The organism is Methylobacterium cerastii, assembly GCF_022179125.1.
GTDB classification, from domain to species: domain Bacteria; phylum Pseudomonadota; class Alphaproteobacteria; order Rhizobiales; family Beijerinckiaceae; genus Methylobacterium; species Methylobacterium cerastii.
Genome location: NZ_BPQG01000051.1, coordinates 33,830 through 58,849, shown reverse-complemented (window position 1 = coordinate 58,849; position 25,020 = coordinate 33,830). Strand labels below are relative to the sequence as shown.

The 25,020-nt window shown below is 71.1% G+C and carries 24 protein-coding genes and 1 tRNA gene; 11 read left to right on the top strand and 14 right to left on the bottom strand.

The window, feature by feature from the left end; translation table 11 throughout:
- Positions 1–33: 33 nt before the first annotated feature.
- Together MFF13_RS16650 and MFF13_RS16645 are read right to left on the bottom strand one after the other, a co-directional pair.
- Entirely contained in the window at positions 34–1,695 is a 1,662-nt protein-coding gene (locus MFF13_RS16650) for a DHA2 family efflux MFS transporter permease subunit (RefSeq protein ID WP_147763931.1), read from the bottom strand.
- Complete coding sequence (locus MFF13_RS16645; RefSeq protein WP_147763930.1) at positions 1,692–2,921, bottom strand: HlyD family secretion protein; 1,230 nt, start codon at positions 2,919–2,921, stop codon at positions 1,692–1,694. The genes MFF13_RS16650 and MFF13_RS16645 overlap by 4 nt, the downstream gene beginning before the upstream one ends.
- A 213-nt stretch (positions 2,922–3,134) precedes the next feature.
- On the opposite strand from MFF13_RS16645, the gene MFF13_RS16640 reads away from it, so the two are divergent.
- From MFF13_RS16640 to MFF13_RS16630, 3 genes are all read left to right on the top strand, one after another.
- Positions 3,135–3,770, top strand: coding sequence for an HdeD family acid-resistance protein (locus tag MFF13_RS16640; RefSeq protein ID WP_147763929.1), 636 nt, complete (start codon positions 3,135–3,137; stop codon positions 3,768–3,770).
- Between the two features lie 129 nt (positions 3,771–3,899).
- Positions 3,900–6,377: a PBP1A family penicillin-binding protein gene (locus MFF13_RS16635; RefSeq protein WP_238272548.1), complete on the top strand. Its 2,478-nt coding sequence runs from the start codon at positions 3,900–3,902 to the stop codon at positions 6,375–6,377.
- Positions 6,378–6,500: 123 nt separating this feature from the next.
- Positions 6,501–7,661 (top strand): alpha/beta hydrolase, encoded by a 1,161-nt coding sequence (locus tag MFF13_RS16630; protein WP_147827932.1) that lies wholly within the window; start codon positions 6,501–6,503, stop codon positions 7,659–7,661.
- Between the two features lie 10 nt (positions 7,662–7,671).
- On the opposite strand, the gene MFF13_RS16625 is transcribed toward MFF13_RS16630, so the two are convergent.
- Complete coding sequence (locus MFF13_RS16625) at positions 7,672–9,165, bottom strand: AMP nucleosidase (protein WP_147763318.1); 1,494 nt, start codon at positions 9,163–9,165, stop codon at positions 7,672–7,674.
- Between the two features lie 118 nt (positions 9,166–9,283).
- On the opposite strand from MFF13_RS16625, the gene tsaA reads away from it, so the two are divergent.
- The 3 genes from tsaA (at position 9,284) to MFF13_RS16610 (ending at position 11,225) form a co-directional block, all read left to right on the top strand.
- Positions 9,284–9,790 carry a tRNA (N6-threonylcarbamoyladenosine(37)-N6)-methyltransferase TrmO gene (tsaA, locus tag MFF13_RS16620; protein ID WP_147763319.1) on the top strand — a complete coding sequence of 169 codons (507 nt, stop codon included), beginning with the start codon at positions 9,284–9,286 and terminating at the stop codon, positions 9,788–9,790.
- Positions 9,787–10,488 (top strand): SGNH/GDSL hydrolase family protein, encoded by a 702-nt coding sequence (locus tag MFF13_RS16615; protein WP_147763320.1) that lies wholly within the window; start codon positions 9,787–9,789, stop codon positions 10,486–10,488. Before tsaA ends, MFF13_RS16615 begins: the two co-directional genes overlap by 4 nt.
- 218 nt (positions 10,489–10,706) lie before the next feature.
- The gene (locus tag MFF13_RS16610) at positions 10,707–11,225 is read left to right on the top strand and encodes a MarR family winged helix-turn-helix transcriptional regulator (RefSeq protein ID WP_187273549.1); all 519 of its coding nucleotides are present in this window, start codon (positions 10,707–10,709) and stop codon (positions 11,223–11,225) included.
- On the opposite strand, the gene MFF13_RS16605 is transcribed toward MFF13_RS16610, so the two are convergent.
- The 3 genes from MFF13_RS16605 to MFF13_RS16595 form a co-directional block, all read right to left on the bottom strand.
- Complete coding sequence (locus MFF13_RS16605) at positions 11,212–14,277, bottom strand: efflux RND transporter permease subunit (protein WP_147763322.1); 3,066 nt, start codon at positions 14,275–14,277, stop codon at positions 11,212–11,214. The two genes, MFF13_RS16610 and MFF13_RS16605, sit on opposite strands and share 14 nt — an antisense overlap.
- A gap of 39 nt (positions 14,278–14,316) precedes the next feature.
- Positions 14,317–15,444 (bottom strand): efflux RND transporter periplasmic adaptor subunit, encoded by a 1,128-nt coding sequence (locus MFF13_RS16600; RefSeq protein ID WP_238272547.1) that lies wholly within the window; start codon positions 15,442–15,444, stop codon positions 14,317–14,319.
- A gap of 182 nt (positions 15,445–15,626) precedes the next feature.
- Positions 15,627–16,751, bottom strand: coding sequence for an efflux RND transporter periplasmic adaptor subunit (locus MFF13_RS16595; RefSeq protein WP_238272546.1), 1,125 nt, complete (start codon positions 16,749–16,751; stop codon positions 15,627–15,629).
- Positions 16,752–16,839: 88 nt separating this feature from the next.
- Here MFF13_RS16595 and MFF13_RS16590 point away from each other — a divergent pair, with 88 nt between their 5' ends.
- Positions 16,840–17,418, top strand: a complete 579-nt coding sequence (locus MFF13_RS16590; RefSeq protein WP_306422431.1) for a TetR/AcrR family transcriptional regulator — start codon at positions 16,840–16,842, stop codon at positions 17,416–17,418.
- Here the strand turns inward: MFF13_RS16590 and MFF13_RS16585 are convergent.
- Together MFF13_RS16585 and MFF13_RS16580 are read right to left on the bottom strand one after the other, a co-directional pair.
- Positions 17,412–18,317: a histone deacetylase family protein gene (locus MFF13_RS16585; protein ID WP_373322559.1), complete on the bottom strand. Its 906-nt coding sequence runs from the start codon at positions 18,315–18,317 to the stop codon at positions 17,412–17,414. The genes MFF13_RS16590 and MFF13_RS16585 overlap by 7 nt on opposite strands.
- Positions 18,314–19,264 (bottom strand): NAD(P)/FAD-dependent oxidoreductase, encoded by a 951-nt coding sequence (locus MFF13_RS16580; RefSeq protein WP_147763324.1) that lies wholly within the window; start codon positions 19,262–19,264, stop codon positions 18,314–18,316. Before MFF13_RS16580 ends, MFF13_RS16585 begins: the two co-directional genes overlap by 4 nt.
- Before the next feature lie 121 nt (positions 19,265–19,385).
- On the opposite strand from MFF13_RS16580, the gene MFF13_RS16575 reads away from it, so the two are divergent.
- Together MFF13_RS16575 and MFF13_RS16570 are read left to right on the top strand one after the other, a co-directional pair.
- The gene (locus tag MFF13_RS16575; RefSeq protein ID WP_147763325.1) at positions 19,386–20,567 is read left to right on the top strand and encodes a ceramide glucosyltransferase; all 1,182 of its coding nucleotides are present in this window, start codon (positions 19,386–19,388) and stop codon (positions 20,565–20,567) included.
- A 64-nt stretch (positions 20,568–20,631) separates the two neighbouring features.
- The gene (locus tag MFF13_RS16570) at positions 20,632–21,324 is read left to right on the top strand and encodes a type 1 glutamine amidotransferase (protein WP_147815609.1); all 693 of its coding nucleotides are present in this window, start codon (positions 20,632–20,634) and stop codon (positions 21,322–21,324) included.
- A gap of 16 nt (positions 21,325–21,340) precedes the next feature.
- Here MFF13_RS16570 and MFF13_RS16565 read toward each other — a convergent pair whose 3' ends face one another.
- The 3 genes from MFF13_RS16565 to MFF13_RS16555 all read right to left on the bottom strand — a co-directional run bounded on the left by MFF13_RS16565 (position 21,341) and on the right by MFF13_RS16555 (position 22,135).
- Positions 21,341–21,574 (bottom strand): CopG family antitoxin, encoded by a 234-nt coding sequence (locus MFF13_RS16565; protein ID WP_238272545.1) that lies wholly within the window; start codon positions 21,572–21,574, stop codon positions 21,341–21,343.
- Entirely contained in the window at positions 21,558–21,863 is a 306-nt protein-coding gene (locus MFF13_RS16560) for a BrnT family toxin (protein WP_210246516.1), read from the bottom strand. Before MFF13_RS16560 ends, MFF13_RS16565 begins: the two co-directional genes overlap by 17 nt.
- 187 nt (positions 21,864–22,050) lie before the next feature.
- A tRNA-Leu gene (locus MFF13_RS16555) sits at positions 22,051–22,135 on the bottom strand.
- A 141-nt stretch (positions 22,136–22,276) separates the two neighbouring features.
- Here MFF13_RS16555 and MFF13_RS16550 point away from each other — a divergent pair.
- Together MFF13_RS16550 and MFF13_RS16545 are read left to right on the top strand one after the other, a co-directional pair.
- Positions 22,277–22,858 (top strand): YqaA family protein, encoded by a 582-nt coding sequence (locus tag MFF13_RS16550; RefSeq protein ID WP_147727379.1) that lies wholly within the window; start codon positions 22,277–22,279, stop codon positions 22,856–22,858.
- Positions 22,859–23,347 carry a disulfide bond formation protein B gene (locus tag MFF13_RS16545; protein ID WP_147763328.1) on the top strand — a complete coding sequence of 163 codons (489 nt, stop codon included), beginning with the start codon at positions 22,859–22,861 and terminating at the stop codon, positions 23,345–23,347.
- 31 nt (positions 23,348–23,378) lie between these two features.
- On the opposite strand, the gene MFF13_RS16540 is transcribed toward MFF13_RS16545, so the two are convergent.
- From MFF13_RS16540 to grxC, 3 genes are read right to left on the bottom strand one after another with little or no spacing between them, the layout of a single operon-like run.
- Positions 23,379–23,849, bottom strand: a complete 471-nt coding sequence (locus tag MFF13_RS16540) for a DUF1178 family protein (protein ID WP_147750888.1) — start codon at positions 23,847–23,849, stop codon at positions 23,379–23,381.
- Between the two features lie 4 nt (positions 23,850–23,853).
- On the bottom strand, positions 23,854–24,711 hold the full coding sequence (locus MFF13_RS16535; RefSeq protein ID WP_147763330.1) for a carbon-nitrogen hydrolase family protein: 858 nt from the start codon (positions 24,709–24,711) through the stop codon (positions 23,854–23,856).
- Positions 24,704–24,973, bottom strand: a complete 270-nt coding sequence (gene grxC / locus MFF13_RS16530; protein ID WP_147763331.1) for a glutaredoxin 3 — start codon at positions 24,971–24,973, stop codon at positions 24,704–24,706. The genes MFF13_RS16535 and grxC overlap by 8 nt, the downstream gene beginning before the upstream one ends.
- Positions 24,974–25,020 lie beyond the last annotated feature (47 nt).

Here is a 25,020-nt window from a genome sequence, read left to right as displayed (position 1 = left end):
GGTGTCGAACCGGGCGATCGTGGCCGACGCGGCTCAGTGTCCGGCGGGCGCCTCGCCGCCGCGCTCGACCCGCTTCAGGATCATCGCCAGCGGGACGGCCGAGGCCGAGACGAGGCAGAGCGCCCAGAACACGTCGATGTAGGCGAAGAAGGCGGTCTGCGTCGCGAGTTGCTGCCCGATCCAGGCGGTGGCCTGTCCCTGCGCGTCGACGCCGGGGGTGCCGTGGACCGTGAAGTACTGCGTCACCTGCCGCATGGTCTCCTGGTAGGCCGGGCTCGTGGTCGTGACGCTCTCCGACAGCCGGCTCTGATGAAACTGGCTGCGGTAGGCGAGGATGTTCTGCGCCAGCGACACGCCCATCGACCCGCCGACGTTGCGGGCGACGTTGATCAAGGCCGAAGCCTGGTCGGTCTGCGACTTGTCGATGCCTTCGTAGGACGCCGCGGTGATCGAGATGAAGATCATCGGCAGGCCGATGCCGATGTAGATCCGCGACCAGGCGAAGAACCAGAACGTCGAGTCGCCGTAGATCCGCGTCAGGTCGTACATCGCCAGCGCGACGATGGCCGCGCCGGTGGCGATCAGCCATTTCGGTTGGAAGTAGCCGGAGACCTGCCCGATCACCAGCATCATCGCCACGGTGACGAGGCCGCCGGGCGCCAGCACGAGGCCCGAGATCGTGGCGGTGTAGCCGTAATAATCCTGCGTGATCTGCGGGATGAACTGCGTCGTCGCGATCAGGATCGCGCCGGTGGCGAGCATGACGAGGAAGCACGAGCCGAACTGGCGCTTGCCCAAGAGCCGCAGGTCCACGGCCGGGTTCTTCGCCGTCAGGAGCCACGGGATCATCGCGACGAACGAGATCACGGCGAGGACGGCGAAGACCTGGATCAGCGGCGAGCCGAACCAATCCTTGCGCTGGCCCTCGTCGAGGCAGACCTCCAGCGAACCGAGGAAGGTCGCAACCAGGAGGAAGCCGACGAGATCGAAGCGCACGCCCTTCTTGCGAAGGGCCTTGCGCTCCTTCACCGCGGATTCGGAATCCTCCAGCAGCCACCACATCAGCGCCAGCGCGATCACGCCGACGGGTCCGTTGATCAGGAAGCACCAGTGCCAGGAGACGTTGTCGGACAGCCAGCCGCCGAGCGTCGGCCCCACCACCGGCGCGACGACGATGGCGAGCCCGTAGAGCGCGAACGCCTGTCCGCGCTTCGCCGGGGGAAACGAGTCGGCCAGGATCGATTGCGCCAGCGGCGCCATCCCGCCGCCGCCGAGCCCCTGGATGACGCGGAAGAGCAGGAGCGAGTTCAGGTCCCAGGCGAAGCCGCAGGCTAGGGAGGCGACGGTGAACAGCGCGACGCTGGCGATGAAGAACGCCTTGCGGCCGTAGCGCTTGGCCAGGAAGCTCGATGCGGTGAGCGCGATCGCGTTGGCGACCAGGTAGCTCGTGACCACCCACGCCGCCTCGTCCGGCCCGACCGCGAGGCCGCCGGAGATGTAGCGGAGCGCGACGTTGGCGATGGTGGTGTCGAGCACCTCCATGAAGGTGGCCAGCGCCACGACCAGCGCCACCGACCAGGGGCTGTGGCCGCCCGCGGTGCGCGGCAATCCGCCGGACTTCGCCTTCGCGGCGCCACCGGATTTACCGCCCGCCTTGCGCGAACCGCCGTTCGCCGCGGCGGCGTCGGCGCTCATCGCACCCGCACCGTCGGCACGATCGACATGCCCGGGCCGATCGACACGTCTTGTGGCCACTCGTCGACGACGATCTTCACCGGCACGCGCTGCACCACCTTCACGTAGTTGCCGGTGGCGTTCTGCGCCGGCAGGAGGCTGAAGGCGGTGCCGGAGCCCGGCTGCACCGAGGCGACCTTGCCGCTGATCCTGCGGTCCGGATACGCGTCGATCTCGATCCGCACTGACTGGCCGGGGCGCATGTCGGTGATCTGCGTCTCCTTGTAGTTGGCGACGACCCACTTCTCGTCGGGCACGAACATCGCCAGCGACTGGCCGGCTTGGGCGTATTGCCCGACCGCGCCGGTGAGCTGGACGACACGGCCCGGCTGTGCCGCCGTCACCGTCGTGTAGCCGAGGTTGAGCACGGCCTGCGCCGCCTGCGCCTCGGCGTTGGCGAGGCTCGCCTCGGCCGACGCCCGCTGCGCTTGAAGCGAGCCGATCTGCTTCTGCGCCTGCGTGACGCTGGCATTCGCACTCGTGAGAGACGCCTGCCGCTGCTCGAGGGTCGAGGTCGAGGATTGCGATTGCTGGACGGTGCCGGCGCCGCGGCTCGCGAGATCCTTGTAGCGGGCCGCGTCCGCCTTCGCGAAGTCGAGCGCCGCCTGGTTCTGCGTCACCTGCGCCTTGGCGACCTCGACCTGCGCCTTCTGCGCTTCCACCTGCGCGTCGACGTTCTGGATCGAGGCCTTCGCCGACGCGATCTGCGCCTGCGCCTGCTCCAGGGCGACCTGGTAGTCGCGCCGGTCGATCTGGAACAGCGTCGCCCCGGTCTCGACGTGCTGGTTGTCGGTCACCGCGACGGCGACGACGTAGCCTGACACCTTCGGGGCGACCGAGAATTGGCGCGCGTCGACGAACGCGTCGTCGGTGGATTCGTAAGGATGCAAGTAGATCTGCCAGTAGAAGAACCCGGCCACCCCGAGCAGCACGATCGCGATGCCGCCGAGGACGAACCACCACGGATGACGCTTGAGGATGCCCGGGCGGTTTTCTTCGTCCTCGTCGTCCGAATCGTCCTCCTGTTCGGAGCCGGCCTTCGCTTTGTCCTGCGCCTCGTCGTCGACCGGGGCGTCGTCCTCCGGCGGCTTGAGGTCGATGATGTCGCGGCGCTCGGGCACGGCGCGGTCTTCGAGCGGGCGCGTCGGCTGATCCAGGGCCGTCGCCTGGCGCTGTTCGTCTAGCATCGGATAAGATAACCGCCCACGCGCGTCCCGCCACCCGTGAGTGGCCGGAGCGATCGAACACCCGCCTCGCGGACTCAAAAGCCGGCGCGGCCGCAAAGTTCCGGACCTCGCGCGCGCCCACCGCGTCGGTGCCGACGTCGCGGTGGGAACGCGCGTTTGCGGTGCGGCGTTCTGCGCCGGACCGACATTCCGAATTCTCAGCGAGCCGACACGATGGCCCTCTTCACCCGAACCAACCCGGCCGGCGTTCCGCTCGTCGGCATCGCGCGCCTCGATGCCATGAGCCGGACGCTCGCGCGCAACTGGTGGCTCGTCGCCCTGCGCGGCGTGGTCGCGATCCTGTTCGGCGTGCTCGCCTTCGTGGCGCCGGCAGCCTTCGTGCTCTCGCTGGTGTGGTTCTTCACGGCCTACATGGTCGCCGACGGCATCTTCGCAATCATCGCGTCCGTGCGGGCGGCGCAGGCGCACGAGCGCTGGGGCTTCCTGCTGATCGAAGGTCTGCTCGACATCCTCGTCGGCGTGGCGGCCTTCTTCGTGCCCGGCGCCGCCGTGTGGGCCTTCGTGCTGCTGGTGGCGATCTGGGCGATCGTGACGGGCGCCCTGATGATCGCGGCGGCCTTCCGCCTCCACCTGCATTTCGGCCGCTGGTGGCTCGGCCTCGGCGGCCTGGTCTCGATCCTGTTCGGTGGGGTGCTGCTGGTCGAGCCGGGCATGTCGGCCCTGGTGCTCACGTGGTGGCTCGGTGCCTACGCGGTCGCCTTCGGCGTGCTGCTGGTGATCCTCGGCGTCCGCCTGCGCGACCGCCACGAGGCGGCCGGCTCGCCGATGCCCTTCCGCCACGGGGTCTGATCCATCGCCAATTCCGCCGGGCGGCGAACGGCATAGCTTCGCCCGGCCCGATCGTTCTAGAACGGCGCAACCCGGGGGCGGTCGCTCCGCATGTGCACCGGTACAGATCTGTACCCGTTCAGGAACGCGATGAGCTCACCCGACCCGGATCGACGCCCCCCCGACGCTGCCCCGCCCGACACGGGCGCCGCGGCGCGGGAAGCGGCCGCCGCCGCCAAGGTCCTGGCGCGCCAGCTCGGCATCCTCGCCGCGGGAGCGGCGCGGGGTGCCGGCCGCACGGGTCGGGATGCGGCGCGCGCCACCGGCTCGCTCGTCGGCGGCCTCGCAGCGCGGCGCCGGGCGGCGGCGGCAGCTGATCCGGGCGCTCCGGTCGAGAGTGCGGAGGCGGCGCTGCCCGCCCGGTCACTTCTGGCGTTTCGTCGAAGGCCGCTGCGCCCCATCCTCATTGCGGCCGCGCTCGTCGTCGCCCTGCCGCTGGCGGCGCTGGCCGCCTACGTCCTGTTCGCCTTCCTGACTCTGCCGCCGCTCGGCGGCGTGGTGATCGACCAGGGCCAGCGGGCGCTCACCGTCGAGGCCGACGACGGCCGGGTCTTCGCCACGCGCGGCGCGTTCCGCGGGCAGCCGATCACCAAGGCCGACCTGCCGCCCCACCTCGCCCAGGCGATCGTCGCGATCGAGGACCGGCGCTTTTACAGCCACTGGGGCATCGACCTGCGCGGGCTGATGCGCGCGGCGTGGCGCAACGCCGTCGGCGGCGGCGTGCGCGAGGGCGGGTCGACGATCACCCAGCAATATGTCCGCCTCACCTCGCTCAACCAGGAGAAGTCCCTGCGCCGTAAGGTCCAGGAGGCGTTCCTGGCGCTGCGGGTCGAATCTGAGATGAGCAAGGACGACATCCTGCTCGGCTACCTCAACACCGCGTATTTCGGCGCCGGCGCCTACGGGATCGACGCTGCGGCGCGGCGCTACTTCGGCAAGGGCGCCAAGGCCCTGACCCTGCCGGAATCGGCGATGCTCGCCGGTTTGGTGCGGGCGCCCTCGCAGCTCGCCCCGACGCGCAACTTCGGCGGCGCCAAGGAGCGCGCCGACGTGGTGCTGCAGACCATGGTCGAGACCGGCGCGATCACCGCGGAAGCGGCCGACGCGGCGCGCGCCAAGACCGTGACCCTGCGCACGCCCCCCGAGACGCCGCCGGGCAGCAACTATTTCCTCGACCTCTTGGCGGCCGACGCCAAGAAGCTCACCGACGCGCCCGGCGACCTCACCGTGCGCTCGACCCTGAACCTCGACCTCCAAAGCCTCGCCGAAGGCGTCGTCGCCCGGCGCCTCGACGCCGAGGGCGGCAAGAAGAAGATCGGCCAGGGCGCCCTCGTCGCGATGTCCAAGGACGGCGCGATCCTCGCGATGGTGGGCGGGCGCGACTACGAGGACAGCCAGTTCAACCGCGCGACCCAGGCCAAGCGGCAGGCCGGCTCGCTGTTCAAGCTGTTCGTCTACCTCACGGCCTACGAGAACGGCCTGACGCCGGAGACCGTGCTGGTGGACCGCCCGGTGCAGATCGGCGACTGGGAGCCGCAGAATTCGAACAACCGCTTCCGCGGCGCGGTGCCGCTGCGGACCGCCTTCGCCCTGTCGATCAACACGGTGGCGGCCCAGCTCGGCGACGAGCTCGGCATCCCGGCGGTGATCGCGACGGCCAAAGGGCTCGGCGTCCAGTCCGAGCTGCCGAACGTGCCGAGCCTCTCCCTCGGCTCGGCCGAGGTGACGCTGCTGGAGATGACGCGCGCCTATGCCGGGGTGCTCGCCAACCGCACGCCGGTGGAGAGCTTCGACATCCACGCGATCCGCGGCGGCGCGGCGGCCCCGCTCTACGTCCACCCGGACGCCAAGCCCGCGGCCGGCCTGCCGGGCGACAGCCGCACGATGATGCTCGATTCGCTGCAGGCGGTGGTCGACGGCGGCACCGGCAAGGGCGCGCGCGTGTCCGGCCAGCCGGTCGGCGGCAAGACCGGGACGACGCAGGACTATCGCGACGCCTGGTTCATCGGCATGACGCCGGACATGGTCGTCGGCGTCTGGGTCGGCAACGACGACAACTCGTCGATGAACCGCGTCGGCGGCGGCGACGTCCCGGCCTCGATCTTCCGCGACTTCGTGCAGCGCGCCTCGGCCCAGATGGCGAAGGGCCGAAAGCGCCCCTCCGCGGCGAAGGCCGAGCCGCAGCCGGCCGAGCCGGCGACCGCCGCCCCCGCACCGGCTGCGCCCGCCGCACAGCCCCCCGGCTCCGAGGCGCGCGGCGTGCCCGAGGTGATCGACACCGGCACGCTCTCGTTCCGCGGCCGCACCGTGCGACTCACGGGCGTCGACGGCCAGGGCGGCCACCTCGCCCGCCAGCTCGCCCGATACCTGCGCCGCCGCGAGGTGGTGTGCACGCCCGATGCCGGCGGGACCCAAGGCACCCGGTGCCGCATCGACGGCGACGACCTCGCCGCCCTGATCCTCTCGGCCGGCGGCGCCCGCGCCACCGAGGACGCCCCGCCGGACCTGTTGGCGGCGGAAGAGCAGGCCCGCTCGGAACGCACCGGGATGTGGGGCGGGCGGCGGTGACGGACGCGTGCCGGGACAGACGGCCTTCGCCCTCTCGGTCCCCACTCCATCCGGCCTGACGCGAACGCTGTCCGGCTGCTAGCGTCCCATCCGACGCGAACAGAACGTCGATGGGAGGTCACGATGCGGAAACCCGTCCTGGGCGGCGTATGCGCGCTGCTGTGCTTCGGCTCGCTGGCCCTGGCCGAGCCCGCCCCCGACCACCCGGCGACCTTCAAGCCGGCGCAGCGCGAGGGCTACTTCTTCGTCGGGGGCACCTACGAGACGGCCGGCGGCAAGGCGGCTGCGGTCGGGCAGATGTTCGTCCAGTATCACGCGCCGGCGCAGGTGACGCAGCCCTACCCCGTGGTGATGGTGCACGGCACGGCGCAGACCGGTGTCAACTTCCTCGGCACGCCCGACGGCCGTCCCGGCTGGGTCGACCGCTTCGTCGAGAAGGGTTTTGCGGTCTACGTGGTCGATCAGGTCGGGCGCGGCCGATCCGGGGACAACCCGGAGGCCTACGGGCCCTATGCGCGCCTCGCGCCGAACGACCTCGAGACGATCTTCACGGGCCAGGAAAACTTCGGCCTGTTCCCGCAGGCCAAGCTCCACACCCGTTGGCCGGGCGGAGCCGGCGTGAAGGGCAACGCGGCGTTCGACCAGTTCTATTTCTCGCAGGTCCCGTTCATCGCCAGCGCCCTGCGCAGCGAGGAGCTCGTCGACCCGGCGCTGATCGCGCTTCTGGAGAAGATCGGTCCCTCCGTCCTGCTGACGCACTCGCAGGCCGGCGTGTTCGGCTGGGCGGTGTCCGACCGGCGGCCCGACCTCGTGAAGGCACACGTCGCCGTCGAGCCGAACGGGCCGACCTTCTACGACATCCGCTTCAAGGGCGGCGCCGACTGGTACGAGAAGGTCGGCGAGGCCCGCGCGCGGCCCTACGGGATCACCCGCGTGCCGCTGACCTTCGATCCGCCGGTCTCGTCTTCGACGGACTTGGTGGTGGCGCAGTCCGAGGCGCCGCTCCGCCCCGGCCAGATCCGCTGCTGGCTCCAGGCCGAGCCGGCACGCAAGCTGCCGAACCTCGCGCGCGTGCCCGCCGTGATCGTCACGGCCGAGGCGTCGTTCCGCGCGACTATGGACGATTGCACGGGCGCCTTCCTCGAACAGGCCGGCGCCAAGCCCGACCGGCTGGCGCTGGCCGAGCACGGCATCCACGGCAACGGCCACATGATGATGCTGGAGACCAACAACGGCGAGGTCGCCGACGCGATCATCGGCTGGATTGCCGGCACGCTGAAATAGCGAGGACGCTCTACCGGAACGGCGGCTCGTCGAAGCTCCTGAGTTTGCGCGAGTGCAGGCCGTGGCGGTCGCCGCGCAGGATGTCGAGGGCGGCGAGCCCGATCAGCAGGTGTTCGGCCACCGCGCGCTCGTAGAACGCGTTGGCCGCGCCCGGCAGCTTGATCTCGCCGTGCAGCGGCTTGTCGGAGACGCAGAGCAGGGTGCCGTAGGGGACGCGGAGCCGGTAGCCCTGCGCGGCGATCGTCCCGCTTTCCATGTCGACGCCGATGGCGCGGCTGAGGTTGATCCGGCGGCGCTCCTGGCTGAAGCGCAGCTCCCAGTTGCGGTCGTCGTAGGTGACGACGGTGCCGGTGCGCAGGCGGCGCTTGAGCGCGTCGGCCTTCTCGCCCGTCACCTGCGCGGCCGCGGCCTGCAGCGCGAGCTGCACCTCGGCGAGCGCCGGCACCGGCACGTCCGGCGGCACCAGCTCGTCGAGGATGCGGTCGCGGCGCATGTAGCCGTGGGCGAGCACGTAGTCGCCGATGGTCTGCGACTGCCGCAGGCCGCCGCAATGTCCGACCATCAGCCAGCAATGCGGACGCAGCACCGCGAGGTGGTCGGTGATCGTCTTCGCGTTCGACGGGCCGACGCCGATGTTGACGAGCGTGGTGCCCTGCGCGGTGCCGTCGGCACCTTCCGCGACGAGGTGGTAGGCCGGCATCTGGAAGCGATGCCAGGGCGAGGCCGCCATCAGCGCCGCCGGATCGGCCGACGCCGCCTCGCCGCGCGTCACGGTGATGCCGCCCGGCATGACCAGCTTGGTGAAGCCCTCCGCGCCCGAGGCCAGGCGCTCCAGTCCGTGGCGGACGAACTGGTCGACGTAGCGGTGGTAGTTGGTGAGCAGGATCCAGGGCTGCACCTCGCGCCAGTCGCAGCCGGTGTAGTGCACGAGGCGGCGCAGCGAGTAATCCACTCGCACGGCGTCGAACAGGGCGAGCGGGCGCGGCTCGTCGGCCATTGGCTGCCACAGGCCGTCGGCGATCTCGTCGCCGACGAGCGACAGCAGCGGCACCGGGAACCAGGTCGCGAGCTCGGCCGGGCTCACCCGCCCGGCGCCGAGGTCGGTGCCCGGCTCGAGCACGTAGGAATACGGGATCTCCTGCGCGCTCAGGCCGACCTCGAGCCCGACGCCGTAATCGGCCACCAGCGGCTCGAGCTGCGCCGTCAGGTAGGCGCGAAAGTCCGCGGGGCTGGTCACGGTGGTGCTGTAGGTGCCGGGCGCCTGCATCTTGGCGGTGGCGCGGCTGATCCGCGGCACCGGGCCGGCGGGCCGGTAGGTGACGCGCAGCTCGGGGTAGCGGAACTGCAGCCGCTCGGCGGCGTCCGGCGGCGTGCCGCCGTCGAGGGTCCGGGTCAGCGCCGTGCGCAGGGCCTGGGTCGCGCCGGCATGCAGCTCGACGAGCCGGTCCACGGCGGTCGCGACGTCGGCCACCGCCTCCATCGGGCGCAGTTCGTTCTCGATCACGCGCGATCCCCTTGCTGCTTCGTCTCGGCTCTACACCCCCCTGCCCGGTCGCGCGAGGCGGGGCTTGCGGTCCGCGCCGACTTGTCGGAAAGCCGCCGGACGGACCGGTCGGGACGCCATGGACGCTGACAGCAACGATTTCGCGCGCCGCGAGGGCGAGGAGGCAATCGCCCTCCCCGAGCAGGCCGATGCCGGCGTGCACTTCATCGGCCGTATCCGCACGCCGTGGACCATCCGCGGGCAGTGCCCGAAGAACGGGCTGCAGACCGACGCGGCCTGCACCGTCGAGGTCGATCCGGTTTACGCCGCGGGCCTCCGGAACGTCGAGGGCGCGAGCCATCTGATCCTGCTCTACTGGATGGACCGGGCCGAGCGCGGCCTCCTCGTCCAGCGCCCGCGCCACGCGAACGGGAGCCGCGGCACGTTCTCGCTGCGCTCGCCGGCGCGCCCCAACCCGATCGCGCTCTCTGTGGTGGAGTTGCTAGGGCGCGATGGCGCGACGTTGACGGTACGCGGGCTCGATTGCCTCGACGGCACGCCGCTCCTCGACATCAAGCCCTACTACGCCACCACCGATTCCCGGCCCGGGGCCACGGTCGACCGAGCCGGGACCGTCCGCGCATGAGGCGCCGGGTCGCGCTCGCCGCCACCGCCGTGCTGCTCGTCGGCGCCGGCATCCTGGTCGGGCGGATGCTCGCCACCGCCCCTGTCAACGTACGGGCCTACGCCCTGGGACGGCTCTACGCGGTGCAGGCGCATCTCGACGAGGCGCCGGCGGCCTACGTGTTCCTGGCCGGCGATTCCCACGCGGAGCTGCAGGCCCCGGCCCAGCGGCCCTGCGGCCTGGAACTCGTCAACGGCGGCGTCAGCGGCGCCACCGCACCGGTCTACGCCGACCTCGTCGCGACCCTGCGGTTTCCCGTGCGTCCGCGGGCCGCCGTGCTGACGATCGGCACCAACGACATCCTGTCCAAGAACGACCCGCGCGACCCGGCCGCGGCGGCGCGCTACGAGGCGGCCGCGACGCGGATCATCCGGCAGCTGACGGCCACGACGGATCGCCTCGTGGTCACCGCGCTTCCGCCGATCGGGCGCGAGCTCGACGGACGCCTCGACCCGCTGGCGGTCGGCGACTACTCGGAGCGCCTGAAGGCCCTGTGCACGCGCCTCGGCTGCCGCTTCGCCGACCCGTTCGCCGCCATCCGAGACGGGACCACGGGCTTCGCCAAGCCCGGCGCGATGCGCGACGGCTTGCACTTGTCAGCCTATCGCCCCGCGCTCGCCGCCCTCGCGCCCGCTCTGTGCAGCGCCGGCACGCCTTAAGCGAACTTCCGCCGGCAAATAAGGTTGTGTCGGCGGAGACAAGTTTCCACGTTGCAGGTGCGCAACGCCCGGGAACAGGTCTAAGTATTCCGGCGACCGGGACGATCCGGCATCGCGTGGCGATGAACGGGTGAACAAGTCCCGGCGGGGTGTGGCCAATGGGTCGATCGAACGAGGGCGCAGACGAGACGCCCGACGTAAACGGAAGCACGAGCGCCATGGTGGACCCGAAGGTCTACGTGCCGGCGCTGCTGACCCTGTTGTCCAACACGCTGACCAACAACGCGTCGATCTTCTACCGGCAGCATTTCGGCGTCGGCCTGACCGATTGGCGGATCATGTACCGGCTCGCCTCGGACCCGTGGATCACCGCACACCGGATCTGCGAGCTGTCCGCCCTCGACAAGGCGGTGGTGAGCCGCAGCATCGCCTGGATGGAAAGCCGCGGCCTCGTGTTGATCCGCGGCGACGCCGAGGACGCACGCCGCCGCCTGCTGGCGCTGTCGCCCGCCGGCCTCGACCTGCACGACCGCATCACCGTGGTGGCGCTGCAGCGCGAGCGCAACTTCCTCGCCGCGCTCAAGGAAGACGAGGTGGCCGAGACGATCCGCCTGCTGACGAAGCTGGTGGACAACCTGGGCGCGTTCTCGACGCCGGTGGCGATCCCGCCGCAGCGGGTCGCCCCGATCGAGTCCGCACCGCCGACCTCGCCGCGGCGGGCGATCAAGCCGCGTTAGGCTTCGGACCGTTCGCGGCCGGCGGGCGGATCCGGTACCACCCGACGTAGAGCGCCGGCAGGAAGAACAGCGTTAGGAAAGTCGCCGCGATGATGCCGCCGATCATCGCGTAGGCCATCGGCCCCCAGAACACCTCGCGGGCGATCGGCACCATGCCGAGGCTCGCCGCCGCCGCCGTCAGCAGGATCGGGCGCATGCGGTGGCGCGTCGCCTCCACCACCGCGTCCCAGGGCCCGAGCCCGTCGGCCTCGCATTCCTCGATCTGGCTCACCAGGATCACCGCGTTGCGGATGATGATGCCGATGAGCGCCAGGATGCCGAGGATCGCGACGAAGCCCATCGGCTTGCCCGAGGGCAGGAGCGCCGCGACGACGCCGATGAGCCCGAGTGGCGCCACGCTCGACACCAGGAACAGCTTCTGGACGCTCTGAAGCTGGATCATCAGGAACACCGCCATGGTCAGCAGCATCACCGGCACCACCGCCGCGATCGGTCCCTGGCCCTTGGCCGCCTCCTCGACGGCGCCGCCGGTGGCCAGCGCATAACCCTCGGGCAGCGCCTCCGTGAAGGCGGCGATGTCGGAGGCGAGCGCCGCCACGATCGTCGGCGGCTGAGTCGCGTCGACGATCGGTGCGCGAACCGTGAGCGTCGCGACCCGGTCGCGGCGCCAGACGATCGGCTGCTCCAGGTCGAAGCCGATCCGCGCGAAGGCGAGCAGCGGCACCACCGAGCCGTTGGCCAGGCTCACCTGCAGGCTCTGTAGGGTGTCCAGCGAGGTCCGCTCCGCCGCCTGCGCCCGGCCGACGACGTTGACGAGGTAGATCGAGTCCCGCACCTGTGTGATCGAGGAGCCGCCGACGACGCCGTTGAGGATGCCGGCGATGTCCTGACTGGTGACGCCGAGCTGGCGCGCCTTGTCCTGCAGGATCTCGACCCGCAGCACCTTGCCGGGCTCGTTCCAATCGAAGGTCGGCACGCCGACATGCGGGCTCTTGGCGACGATGTCGGCGAGCGCCAGCGCCTTGGCGCGCACCACCTGCAGGTCCGGCCCGCTGAGGCGGTACTGGATCGGCCGTCCCACCGGTGGGCCGAGCGAGAGCGGGTTCACGAACACGTCGGTGCCGACGAAGTCGCGCTTCGTCCGCGCCTCGAGCTTGGGGAACAGGCGGTCGCGCGCCTCCAGCGACGTCGTCACGACGACGACCTGCCCGAAGAAGCTGTTGGCGAGCTGCTGGTCGAGCGGCAGGTAGAAACGCACCGCGCCCTGTCCGACATAGGACGACCAGCGCTCGATGTCCGGGTCGCCCTTCAACGTGGCTTCGAACCGGTCCATCTGCGCCCGCGTCTCGGTGATGGTGGCGTTCTGCGGCAGGGTGAAGTCGACCAGGATCTCGGTGCGGTCGGAGGCCGGGAAGAACTGCTGCTGCACGAAGGTCATGCCGAAGATCGACAGGCCGAGCAGCGCGACGCAGGCAGCGACCGTGAGCCAGCGCCAGCGCATGGCGGCGACGAGCACGCGCAGGAACAGGCGCCCCATGCGGCCGGGCTCGTGGCTGTGCTTCTTCATGGTCTTGGGCAGCAATGTCACGCCGATCAGCGGCGCGAACAGCACGGCCACCACCCACGAGACCAGGAGCGAGGCCGCGATCACCACGAACAGCGAGTAGGTGTACTCGCCGGCCGAGGAGCCGTTGAAGCCGATCGGCAGGAAGCCGGCCACGGTCACCAGCGTGCCCGTCAGCATCGGGAAGGCGGTGGAGGTGTAGGCGAAGGTCGCAGCCTTCTTCAGCGAATCGCCGAGCTCGAGCCGCGCCACCATCATCTCGACGGTGATCATCGCGTCGTCGACCAGCAGGCCCAGCGCGATGATCAGCGCACCGAGCGAGATGCGCTGCAACGTGACGCCCATGATCTGCATCACCACGAAGACGATGGCGAGCACCAGCGGGATCGAGATCGAGACCACCAAGCCGGCGCGCACGCCTAGGCTGACGAAACTCACCGCGAGCACGATCACCACCGCCTCGACGAGCGCCTGGGTGAAGCCGCCGACCGCCTCCTCGACGATGCGGGGCTGGTCGGAGACCAAGTGGATGCCGACGCCGATCGGCAGCTTGGCCTCGATCAGGCGCATCCGCGCCTTCAGGTCCTCGCCGAAATGCAGCAGGTTGGCGTTCGGCCGCATGGCGATGGCGAGACCGATCGCCGGCTTGCCATCGACGCGGAACAGCGCCGCGGGCGGGTCCTCGTAGCCGCGGCTGATCTCGGCCACGTCCGAGAGGCGGAAGAAGCGGTCGTTGATCCGCAGGTTGATCGTCTCCAGCGAGGTCTCGGACGAGAACTGCCCGCTCACCCGCACCGAGACCCGCTCGGGGCCGGCCTGGACCACGCCCGAGGGCGAGATCGCGTTCTGGCTCTGCAGCGTCTTGATCAGGGACTGGATGTCGATGCCGTAGCCGGCGAGCTTGCGCGTGGAGAAGTCGAGGAAGATCGTTTCCTTCTGCGTGCCGAGCAGTTGCGTCTTGCCGATGTTGGGCACCTTGAGGATCTCGGTGCGCACGCCCTCGACGTAGTCGCGCAGCTGACGGTGGCTCAGGCCGTCGGCGGTGAAGCCGTAGACGTTGCCGTAGACGTCGCCGAACTCGTCGTTGAAGAACGGCCCCTGCATCCCCTGCGGGAAGGTGCCCTGGATGTCGCCGAGGCGCTTGCGGACCTGGTAGAACGACGGCTGGATCTCGGACGCCTTCGTGGTGTCGCGCAGCTGCACGAACACCGTGGCGTTGCCCGGCGTGGTGTAGCTGCGGACGTAGTCCAGGGTCGCGACCTGCTGCAGCTCCTTCTCGATCCGGTCGGTGACCTGCTCGAGGGTGTCGCCGATCGTGGCGCCGGGCCAGACCGCCTGCACCACCATCGTCTTGATCGCGAAGGGCGGGTCCTCCTCGCGGCCGAGGCCGCGATAGGCGAGCGTGCCGGCCACCAGGCAGATCGCCATGAGGAACCACACGAACGAGCGGTGCGACAGCGCCCATTCCGACGCGTTGAAGTTACCCACGATCGGAAATCCTGCCCACGATTCAAAATCCGCCCACGATCAAAGGTCCTGCGTGCCGGGAACGGCGATGGGCGTATCCGCGAGGCGGATCGCCTGGCCCTCGGCGAGGGAGTGGACGCCGGCGACCACGACGCGGTCGCCGGCCGAGAGGCCGCTCGCGACGCCGACGTAGTCGCCCCTCCGGTCGGCCACCGTGACCGCGACGCGCTTGGCCGCGTCGCCGGCGGCGTTGACGACCCAGACCGCGTCGCGGCCGTCTGCGCTCAGGATGGCGGTGGCGGGCAGGACGAAGCGCGGCGGGACCTTGCGCACCAGCGAGACGGTGATCGTCGCGCCGAGCCGGAAGGCGCCCGGCGGGTTCTCCAGCGACATCCGGATGCGCCGGGTGCGGGTGCTCGAATCGGCGAAGGGCGCCGTCTCGCGCACGGTGCCGACCGCCGTCACCGTGGGCGCGCTCTGGAGGGCGACGGTGAAGCGGCCGTCCTTGGGCATGGCCGCGACGAGGTCGTCGGGGATGTCCACCACCGCTTCGCGCACCTCGGGCCGGGCCACGGTCACCACCGTCTGCCCGGCGGTGAGATCCTGCCCGATCTCGGCGTTGCGCTGGGTGACGACGCCGTCGAAGTCGGCGTGGAGCTCGGTGTAGCCCATCTGGTCGCGGGCCTTCTGCAGGCTCGCCTGCGCCTGGGTCAGGCGCGCCTGCGCCGTGTCGCGGTTGGCCACCATGCCGTCGAGCTGGGCCTGGGTGACGTTGCCGCCCTCCATCAGGCGACGCGTCCGCGCCTCGGTGGCGGCGGCGTTCTCGGACTGCGCCTTGGCGTCGGCGACGTCGGCTTCGGCGCGGGTCATGGCGAAGCGCGGCACCACCGTGTCGAGGGCGGCGAGCCGCTGCCCCTTCTTCACGAGGTCGCCAACGGTCACGTCGCGGGCGACGACGCGGCCGCCGACCTGGAATCCGAGCTGCGACTGGTAGCGCGGCTCGACCGTGCCGGCGAACGGCCCGAACCGCACCGCCTCGATCGGCTTGGCGACGGCGTACAGCACCGGCCGCACCGGCGGCGCCTTCGCCTCCTCGGCGGGCTTGCAGGCGGCGAGTGCGAGCAGCGATGTCCCGGCGAGGATGGTGACGAGAGGCAGCTGGATGCCGCGAAACGCGGAATGCCTCACGCTTCCATCCTTCACCTGCGGCGCGGCGTGACACGCGGGTCCCCTCTCCCGAGCGGGAGAGGGACAGGGTGAGGGACGAGAACTCACCGGAGAGGTCACGCCCCTCACCCCAACCCTCTCGCCCTGGGAGAGGGGGCCGCGATGCGACGCGCGGAAACCGTCAGCGATCGGGTGAAACACCATCACTTCGCGGCTCCCGTCGCGACCTGCTCGGCCACCGTCACGGTCTGGCCCGGGCGAAGGAACTGGATGCCGGCGATGACGACCTCCTCGCCGGACGCGACGCCGCCCGCCAGGGCGATGCTGTCGGGGCCGTAGCGGTCGATGGTCACGACGCGCGGCGCGACCGTCCCGGCGCTTGGGTCGCGCACCCACACGGCGGGCTGGCTCTTCCAGCGGTAGAGGGCCGACCACGGCAGCACGACCGCCGCATGGCTCTGGAACCGGCCGCGACCGATCACCACCGCGCCGAGCGTCATCGCCGGCGGCGTCTCCTTGAGGCCGACCTTCACCCGCACCGTGCCGGAAGCCGGGTCGACGCTGGGCGAGATCTCGCGGACGCTGCCGAGGGCGGTGACCGTCGGGTTGCCCTGAAGCGTCACGTCCACGGTTCCCGATTGCGGCGGCGCGGCGAGCAGCGCCTCGTAGACGTTGAAGACCGCGTCGCGCGGCCCGTCCTGCGCCAGGGTCAGGACCGACTGCCCCGCCTGCACCACCTGGCCGACCTCCAGGGACCGGCTCAGCACCACGCCGGCCACGCCCGACCGCAGCTCGGTGTAGGACAGCTGCTCCTGCGCGGCCCCCAGCGCCGCCTTGGCCGAATCCACCGCGGCCTGGGTCGTGCGCAGCTGCTGCTCGGCGTTGTCGTAGGAGGGCCGCGTGGTGTAGCCGCTGGCCATCAGCTGCTCCTGGCGCTTGAACCCGAGCTTGGCCTGCGTCGACAGGGCCTCGGCCGAGGCGAGCGCGGCCTGCGCGTTGGCGAGGTTCGAGCGCTGCTCGCGCGGATCGAGCCGGGCCAGGACCTGGTCGGCGGCGACGTGGTCGCCGACCTCGACGAGGCGGGTCTCGATCTTGCCGGCGGTGCGGAACGAGACGCTGGTCTGCCCCTGGGCCTGGACGTCGCCGGTGAAGACGGCGTCGGAAGCGATCATGCTCTTCGTCGCGATCACGGTGCGCACCAGGGTCTGCGCCATGAGGCCGACCGGCGCACCGGCTTGCGGTTCGGCTTGTTCGGCGCTTGCCGCGGCCGCCGCGAGCAGCGCCGCGGCAAGAGCGGAGACAAGCACGACGGGGAAACTTCGGTTCACGGCGTTCCTCGGCTCCGCACGCTCTATCGCGGCGCGAACCTATCCACTATCTTACCGACCGTCCAGACGGTTTTTACGGGGTAGGGAGATGGACGACGTGACGGCCAAGGCGCGCAGCCGCCGGCAGGACCGCGCCGAGGTGATCCTCGACGCGGCCGAGGCGCTGCTGCGGCGCTCGGGCACCCGGACGCTGACCATCGACGCGGTCGCCGTGGAAGCCGGCTTGAGCAAGGGCGGGGTGCTGCACCACTACGCGTCCAAGGACGCGCTGTTGACCGCTCTGGCCGTCCGCAAGGTCGGCCGGATCCGCGTCGGCATCGCCGCGTGCCTCGCTTCCGCCCCCCACGGGCCGGCGGCGCTGCCGCTCGCGGTGGTCGCGCATGCACGCCAGGTCTACGCCGAGGAATGCGGCTTTCCCGATTCGCTGCTGATCGCGTCGGCCGACAACGCCGACGCGGCGGCGGCGTTCTCGCAGTTCCTGAGCGAGCTGCTCGCCGCCATGGGCGCGGCCGAGGCGCGGTCGGGCCAGGGGGCGGCGCTGACCTTCGCGGTGCTGGGGTTGATGCTGAGCCGGTCCCTCGACTTCCACCGCATCGACGGCGCGCCGCTGGACCGCCTGTTCGACGCGCTGGAGGCGCAGGCGCGCGCACTGCCGAAGGCTCAGTAGAGCGCGTTGGCGGCGAGCGCCTGGAACACCAGGGCGTGGCGGTTTGCGAGCGCGTCGACGTCGTGGGTGTAGCCGCCGCCGATCACCGCCACGAGGGGGATGCCCCGCGCCCGCGCCTGCCCGACGACGTAGCGGTCGCGCGCCAGCAGCCCGTCGTCGGTGAGCGCGAGACGCCCGAGGCGGTCGTCCCGGTGCGGGTCGACGCCGGCGTTGTAGAAGACGAGGTCGGGCGCCAGCGCGTCGAGCAACGGCGGAAGCCGCGCCTCGAGCACGGCGAGGTAGCCGGCATCGTCGAGCCCGTCGGGCAGGCCGACGTCGAGGTCGCCGGCGATCTTGGCGGTCGGATAGTTCTTCTCGCAATGGATCGACAGCGTGAACAGGTCTGGTGAGCGGGCGAGGCAGTCGGCGGTACCGTCGCCCTGGTGCACGTCGCAATCGACCACGAGCGCCCGACGGATCGCACCCTCGGCCTGCAGCGCGCGGGCCGCGACCGCCACGTCGTTGAACACGCAGAATCCCGCCCCCTGCTCGCGCCGGGCGTGGTGGCTGCCGCCGGCGGCGCTGCCGGCGAGTCCCTGCACCAGGGCGAGGCGCGCGGCGAGCAGCGTGCCGCCGACGGAGGCGCGCGAGCGTCGGACCACGCTCTCGTCCACGGGCAGGCCGATCGCCCGCTCGATCGCCCGCGGCACCGCGAGCCCGAGCACGGCTTCGACGTAGGACGCGTCGTGGGCGAACCGTAGGAGGTCGGGCGAGGCCGGCTCCGGCGTCGTGAACCCGCGCGGCGCCAGCCCGCGCTCCATCAGGACCTCGGCAAGCCGCCCGTACTTGCGCATCGGGAAGCGGTGCCCGGCCGGGAGGATCGCCTCGTAGGCCGGATGGAACACGATGGGCGGGATCACCGCCCGAACGTCAGGTCGGCGGCGATGCGGTCGGCGAGCGCCCGGCCGCTGTCGAAGGCCGCCTCGATCCGCGGACCCAGGCACCAGTCGCCGGCGGCACCCAGCCGCTGCGCCGGATCGTAGAGGCAGGGGTGGCCGAGCGCCGACTCGACCATGGCGTAGCGCCAGCGGTGGACGGCGGCGTAGGTCGGGCGGACCGACGTCCCCAGGCGCGCTTCGAGGGCGGCGACCAGGGCGGCCTGCACTGCCTCGCGCGCCTCCTCCAGGTGGGCGCGCGACCAATCCGGCGCGGCGTGGACCACGAGGCGATGCCCGGGCGCCCGGCCGGGCTTGGTCTCCTCGCGCGCGATCAGCGCGATCGGACTCTCCGGAAACGTGAGATGCGCTTCCGGGAAGCCTGGTGCCGCATCGAGGTCGAGCAGCAGCGACCAGCACGGCGCGTAGGATGCGCGCTCCGGCCCCGGCAGCGCGACGCCGCTCGTCTCCATCAGCGCCGTCACCTGCGGCGCCGGGAAGGTCACCGCCACGGCGGCGAATGGGCCTTCGGTCGCGCCCGCGGCATCCGTCAGCATCCAGCCGCGATCCCCCCGCGCGACGCAGGCGATCGTCGTCTCCAGCGACACCGGCAGCCCGTCGAGCAGGTGGCGGACAGGCGCCGGCATGCCGGGCAGGCCGACCTCGCGGCCCTCGACGTCCCAGGGCGCGGCGACGCCGGCGGCGATCCAGGCCGCGCATTGCGCGCGAAACGCCTCGCCCTTCGCGCGGAAGAACTGTGCGCCGTGGTCGAAGCGGGCGCCGGCTTGCGTGCGCCGCGTCGCCATGCGCCCGCCGATGCCGCGGCCCTTGTCGAAGACGCGGACGTCGAGGCCGGCCTCGGCGAGGCGCCGGGCGGCGGCGGCACCCGCCATGCCGGCCCCGAGGATCGCGACGGTTCCGCCTCCGGCCAAAGCTTCGCTCCCTCATCCGCTTGGTGCTGCTGTCATACGGCTGAAACGCGCGCGCTGTTAGGGGCAGTCAGCCGACGCGGCCGCGCGCCGCGGGACAGGCCGGTTCGGAGATGCCCGCCGCATGGGTCTCGTCAGCACCTTTCCGGCCCCGGACGGCACCACGGTCGCCCTCGTGCTCTGCGCACTCCTGACGGCCCTGCACCTCGCGAGCCTCGTCGTCGCCGGCCGGCGGATCGGGCGACATGCGTCCGGGACGACGTTTCCGGTGGGCGCGCCCGTCTCGCTGGTGCGTCCGGTCTGCGGCCTGGAGACCTTCAGCGAGGAGACGCTCGCCCGCGGCTTCGCCCTCGACTACCCGGCCTACGAGATCGTCTTCTGCGTCGCCGACGCCGCCGACCCCGTGCTGCCGCTGGTCCGCCGGCTGGTCGCGGCGCACCCGCGGGTCCCGGCCCGCATCCTCGTCGGCGACGAGCGCATCAGCGACAACCCGAAGCTCAACAATTGCGTGCGCGGATGGGAGGCGGCGCGGCACGATTGGATCGTCATCGCCGATTCGAACGTGCTGATGCCCACCGATTACCTGCAGCAACTGCAGGCCGCCTGGCGCGACGACACCGGCCTCGTCTGCTCGACGCCGATCGGCGCCCGCCCGGACGGGATCTGGGCCGCGGTCGAATGCGCCTTCCTCAACACCCTGCAAGCCCGCTGGCAATATGCCGGCGAGGCGGTGGGGCTCGGCTTCGCGCAGGGCAAGAGCATGCTCTGGCACCGCCCGTTCCTCGAGGCGCGGGGTGGCATCCGGGCGCTCGCCGCGGAGATCGCCGAGGACGCGGCGGCGACGAAGCTCGTGCGCGCGGCCGGCCGCCGGGTCCACCTCGTCGCCGCGCCGTTCGAGCAGCCGCTGGGGCGCCGCGCGGCGTTCGAGGTCTGGTCGCGGCAGATCCGCTGGGCGCGCCTGCGCCGGGTGACGTTCCCGCTGTTCTTCGCGCCCGAGATCGCCAGCGGTACCTTGCTGCCGTTCGTGATTGCGGGGTCGCTCGCGGGCACCTGGACAGCGGCGGCCGGGCTCGCGGCGCTGTCGGCTTTGGGCTACGCGGCCGAGTTCCGGCTCGCCGCGCGCGCCGGCTGGTTCCACGCGCCGCGGCTGCTCGTCGGCTTCCTGCTGCGCGACGCCCTGATCCCACTGGTCTGGTGCGCGGCCTGGACCCATCGCGCGATCGTCTGGCGCGGCAACGCCATGGACATCCGCCTGAAGGGCGCCGTCGGCCCGCGCGCGGTCCTCCGGCGGGCACGCGCCGCCTGAGGCGGTTGCATCGCGCTGTGAACGGCGCGATGCCGAGCCTGTCGCCCATAGCAACGGTCAGCCCGTGCGCATCGCCATCCTCGAAGCCGGCTCGCCGCCGACGCGGCTCGCCCGCTTCCCGTCCTACGGCGCGATGACCGCGCGCATGATCGGCCCGGCGCATGCCGCCACGATCCTCGACGTGCGCGCCGGCGAGCTACCAACAGACCCGGATGCCTTCGACGGCTACGCGGTCACCGGCTCGGCCGCCGGCGTCTACGATCCGCTGCCCTGGATCGCGCCGTTGATCGGGTTCCTGCGCGCGCTGCCACCGGGCAAGCCGCTGGTCGGCATCTGCTTCGGCCATCAGGTCATGGCGGAGGCCTATGGCGGCCGCGCGGTCCGCTCCGGGAAGGGCCGCGGGCTCGGGCTCCACAGCTATGCGGTGACCGAGCGGGCGCCGTACATGGACGACGCGGACCGGATCGCCGTGGCGGCCTTCCACCAGGATCAGGTCGTCGAGGCTCCGCCCGCCACCCGGGTGCTGGCGGCGAGCGCCTTCACCCCCTACGCGATGCTGGCCTATGAGGACCGTGCCGCGCTCTCGGTGCAGTTCCACCCGGAATTCGAGCCCGATTACACCCGCGCGCTGATCGCCGGCCATTCGGAGGCGCAGGACGACCCCGAACGCGCACGGGCCGCGCTCGTCTCCCTCGACGCACCGGACGACCGGCACCGGGTCGGAGGCTGGATCCGGCGGTTCCTCGAAGGCAAATAGCCCAAGGGACCAAGGGTCAGGTACGCCCCACGTCCTGCTCGATCAGCATGCGGACGTAGCGGGTGAAGGGGATTCCCTTCGCCTTGGCCTTCGCCTTCACGGCGTCGAGCAGAGGTTGCGGGATATGCATGTTGAAGGCCGCAGCCTTCGTCTCGAACGCGAACGGCACCGGAACCATCGCCGAAAAATCGTATTCGGTTAGGTCCGCCTCTGCGACGAAGCGCTCTGCCTCGTCATCTGTCGTCAGCACGGGCCATGGCGTCTTCATAGCTCTTCACTTCTTTCGCATGCATGTACCGCGAACTGATCGGTCGTATCATGGTCCGACCATCTATCTGGCGCAGCGTGAAAACCACGAACACGAAGCGCCCTGCCTCCGTCCGGCCGGCCGTTCGCAAGCGTTTCTCGATCGGGCTCGGATCGTCGACGACGAAACGCGCGGACGCGATGACGTGTTCGATCTCACCCTTCGAAACGCCGTGCCGGCCGCATTTGGGCCAGTTGCCCCCATCCCATTCGAAGCCCGCGACCGTCAGCATCGCCGTACAGACTGTTCGCTCGCGACGACGAACGCAACACAGGCCGAAAGTGACCGGCCGGCGACCAACCGCTTCCTGAGAGCGTCGGGAGACTGCATCGCCCCAACTTCAAAATCTGAATTTGTCATCGAGAAGCGGAGACTGACACCCGGCAAGGCATCGGGGCCGCTTTCGGATATGACACTTTTGGTGCGGGTAGAGGGAATCGAACCCCCACGCCTTGCGGCTGGCGATTTTGAGTCGCCCGCGTCTACCAGTTCCACCATACCCGCGACGGGGAGCCTTTTCGCACAGGTTCCGCGGTCGGGCCAAGCCCTTTCCGGGCTCGCGCCGCGTGCGCCGGCACGCTGGTGCGTTCGGGCCGGCTGTGCTCAAAGGGCGCCCTCTCCCCGAACCGGATGCAGACGGTCCCGATGATCCGCCGCCTCTACGAGTGGATACTCGCGCTCTCAGGCAAGCCGTCGGCGCCCTACGTGCTGGGTGCCGTGGCCTTCGCCGAAAGCTCGTTCTTCCCGGTTCCGCCCGATGCGATGCTGGTGCCGATGGCGGTGAGCCGGCCCGACCGGGTCTGGTTCTACGCGCTGATCGCCACGGTCGGCTCGGTGCTCGGGGGTCTCGTCGGCTACGCCATCGGCGCGCTGCTGTTCGACTCGCTCGGAACCTGGCTGATCCGCCTCTACGGGCTGCAGGACAAGGCCGCGACCTTCCAGCAATCCTATGCCGAGTACGGCCACTGGGTGATCCTGCTGAAGGGCCTCACGCCGATCCCCTACAAGCTCGTGACCATCACCTCGGGCTTCGCCCATTACAGCCTGTTCTGGTTCACGCTGCTGTCGATCGTCACCCGCGGGGCGCGCTTCTTCATCCTGGCGGGGCTGCTCGGGCGCTACGGCGTCCAGATCCGCGGCGTGCTTGACCGGCACCTCAACGCGGTCGTCGCGATCTCGGTCGCGGTGATCGTCCTCGGCTTCGTCCTGTTCAAGGTGATCCTCTAGATGAGCTACGCCGCCCTGCTGCGCCTGCGCCGCGCCGCGCTCAGCCTTCTGATCGGCTCCGTGCTCACGGTGGGCGCCGCCCTCGTGCTGCAGTTCGGCTACGGCTACGCGCCGTGCAAGCTCTGCCTGACCGAGCGCCTGCCCTACTATGCCGCCGTGCCGTTGAGCCTGCTGGCTCTCTTCCTGCCGGAGCGGCTCTCGCGCCTGGCCCTCGGGCTGGCCGCGGCCGGCCTGCTCTACGGGGCTGGGCTCGGCGCCTACCATGCCGGCGCGGAATGGGGGTTCTGGCCGGGGCCGACCGATTGCGGTGGCGGGACCGGCGCGAACCCGGCCGCCGTCGGCGACTTCCTGAACGCCCTCCAGACGACGAGGGTGGTCGATTGCTCGGTCGCGGCGATGAAGGTGCTCGGGATCTCGCTCGCGGGCTGGAACGCGGTCGTCGCCTTCGTGCTCGCCAGCGTCGCCGGCACGGCCGCGGCAAAGCCCTGACGCGACGACCGGCGCCGGCCCGTCCGGCGGTTCAATTGCGGTCGTCGGGCATCGGCGGGAGCGGTGCGACGTCGATGCCCTCGTCGATGAGGGCGCGGGCCTCGTCCGGGCTCGCCTGCCCGTAGATCGCACGCTCTTCCGTCTCGCCGTAATGGATCTTGCGCGCCTCCTCGGGGAAGCGCGTTCCGACATGCTCGGCCGAGGCGACGACCTGCTCGCGCAGGGTCCGGAGCATCGCGCGGATGCGCCGCTCGGGCTCGCCGGTCGTCGGCATCGCCGAGGGCGGCGCCGGGACGACAGGAGCCGCCTCGCCGTCCGCAGCGGCCCGCGCCCGGTCGGTGCGGGCGAGGCTCGGCGCCATCAGGCCCTTGGTGACGTGCGTCGAGTCGCAGACCGGGCACGTCACCAAGCCGCGCGCGGCCTGTTCGTCGAAGGAGTCGGAGGAGGGAAACCAGCTGTCGAAGCCGTGCCCGGCCTCGCACACGAGGTTGTACCGGATCATGCCGTCACGTCGTGGCGGCTCCGGGCGTGCCGACGCGCTCGACGGTGAAGGGCCGCCCGTGCTGGAGCGAGGGGATCCGCGCCCGCGCGTCGGCCACCGCGGCGAGGTCGATCTCGGCCAGGATCACGCCTGGCTCGGTGCCGCCCGCGTCGGCCAGCACCCGGCCCCAGGGATCGACGATGAGCGAGTGCCCGTAGGTCTCGCGCCCGTCCTCGTGCTTCCCGCCCTGCGCCGCCGAGATCATGAACGATCCGGTCTCGATGGCGCGGGCCCGGTGCAGCACGTGCCAATGCGCCTCGCCGGTCTGCTTGGTGAAGCAGGCAGGCGCCGTCAGCACCGAGGCGCCGGCTTCGGCGAGCGCCCGGTACAGCGCCGGGAAGCGGATGTCGTAGCAGATGCCGAGCCCGATCTCGGCCCACGGCGTCGGCGCCACGACGGCGCAGGCGCCGCCGGTATAGGTCGAGGATTCCCGCCAGCGCTCGCCGCTCGGCAGGTCCACGTCGAACAGGTGAAGCTTGTCGTAGGCCGCGACGATCGCGCCGTTGGCGTCGATCAAAAAGGCACGGTTGGCGACCTTCTCGCCCGCGAGGATGGCGAGGGAGCCGACCTGCACCACCGTCCCGGTCTCGCGCGCCACGTCGCGAAGCGCCGCCAGCGTCTCGTCCTCGTCCTGGCCGCGAACCACGGCGAACAGTCGCGCCCGATCGCGCTCGACGAGCGAGGTCATCTCCGGGGTCTGGACGAACTGCGCGCCGCGGGAGGCGGCCTCGCGCACGCCGGCCACCGCCGCGTCGCGGTTGGCGGCCGGGTTGCGCCCAGACCGCATCTGCACGCAGGCGGCGACGAAGCGCGGCTCAGGCATTGGCCGACGCCGTCAGCAGCGCATCGAGCTTGCCGGCCTTGTCGAGGGCGTAGAGGTCGTCGCACCCGCCGACATGGGTCTCGCCCACGAAGATCTGCGGCACGCTGGTGCGCCCGCCCGCCCGCGCCATCATGGTCGCGCGCTCGCCCGGCGCCTTCTCGACGTCGATTTCCCGGAACGCGGCGCCCTTCTCCTTCAGCAGGCTCTTGGCCGCCGAGCAGTAGGGGCACCACGCCGTGGTGTAGATCGTGATCGGATGCATTGGCGTGTTCGCGTCCCGCGGATGACACGAACCATATAGCGGCCTAC

What these genes read in the sequence shown, in the direction of transcription:
- MFF13_RS16645 (WP_147763930.1), bottom strand. Translation starts at nt 2,921, where the DNA reads ATGCTAGACGAACAGCGCCAGGCGACGGCCCTGGATCAGCCGACGCGC.
- MFF13_RS16650 (WP_147763931.1), bottom strand. Translation starts at nt 1,695, where the DNA reads ATGAGCGCCGACGCCGCCGCGGCGAACGGCGGTTCGCGCAAGGCGGGC.
- MFF13_RS16615 (WP_147763320.1), top strand. Translation starts at nt 9,787, where the DNA reads ATGAGGCGCCGGGTCGCGCTCGCCGCCACCGCCGTGCTGCTCGTCGGC.
- MFF13_RS16560 (WP_210246516.1), bottom strand. Translation starts at nt 21,863, where the DNA reads ATGCTGACGGTCGCGGGCTTCGAATGGGATGGGGGCAACTGGCCCAAA.
- MFF13_RS16635 (WP_238272548.1), top strand. Translation starts at nt 3,900, where the DNA reads ATGAGCTCACCCGACCCGGATCGACGCCCCCCCGACGCTGCCCCGCCC.
- MFF13_RS16545 (WP_147763328.1), top strand. Translation starts at nt 22,859, where the DNA reads ATGAGCTACGCCGCCCTGCTGCGCCTGCGCCGCGCCGCGCTCAGCCTT.
- MFF13_RS16610 (WP_187273549.1), top strand. Translation starts at nt 10,707, where the DNA reads ATGGTGGACCCGAAGGTCTACGTGCCGGCGCTGCTGACCCTGTTGTCC.
- MFF13_RS16630 (WP_147827932.1), top strand. Translation starts at nt 6,501, where the DNA reads ATGCGGAAACCCGTCCTGGGCGGCGTATGCGCGCTGCTGTGCTTCGGC.
- MFF13_RS16575 (WP_147763325.1), top strand. Translation starts at nt 19,386, where the DNA reads ATGGGTCTCGTCAGCACCTTTCCGGCCCCGGACGGCACCACGGTCGCC.
- MFF13_RS16540 (WP_147750888.1), bottom strand. Translation starts at nt 23,849, where the DNA reads ATGATCCGGTACAACCTCGTGTGCGAGGCCGGGCACGGCTTCGACAGC.
- MFF13_RS16590 (WP_306422431.1), top strand. Translation starts at nt 16,840, where the DNA reads ATGGACGACGTGACGGCCAAGGCGCGCAGCCGCCGGCAGGACCGCGCC.
- tsaA (WP_147763319.1), top strand. Translation starts at nt 9,284, where the DNA reads ATGGACGCTGACAGCAACGATTTCGCGCGCCGCGAGGGCGAGGAGGCA.
- MFF13_RS16640 (WP_147763929.1), top strand. Translation starts at nt 3,135, where the DNA reads ATGGCCCTCTTCACCCGAACCAACCCGGCCGGCGTTCCGCTCGTCGGC.
- MFF13_RS16535 (WP_147763330.1), bottom strand. Translation starts at nt 24,711, where the DNA reads ATGCCTGAGCCGCGCTTCGTCGCCGCCTGCGTGCAGATGCGGTCTGGG.
- MFF13_RS16550 (WP_147727379.1), top strand. Translation starts at nt 22,277, where the DNA reads ATGATCCGCCGCCTCTACGAGTGGATACTCGCGCTCTCAGGCAAGCCG.
- grxC (WP_147763331.1), bottom strand. Translation starts at nt 24,973, where the DNA reads ATGCATCCGATCACGATCTACACCACGGCGTGGTGCCCCTACTGCTCG.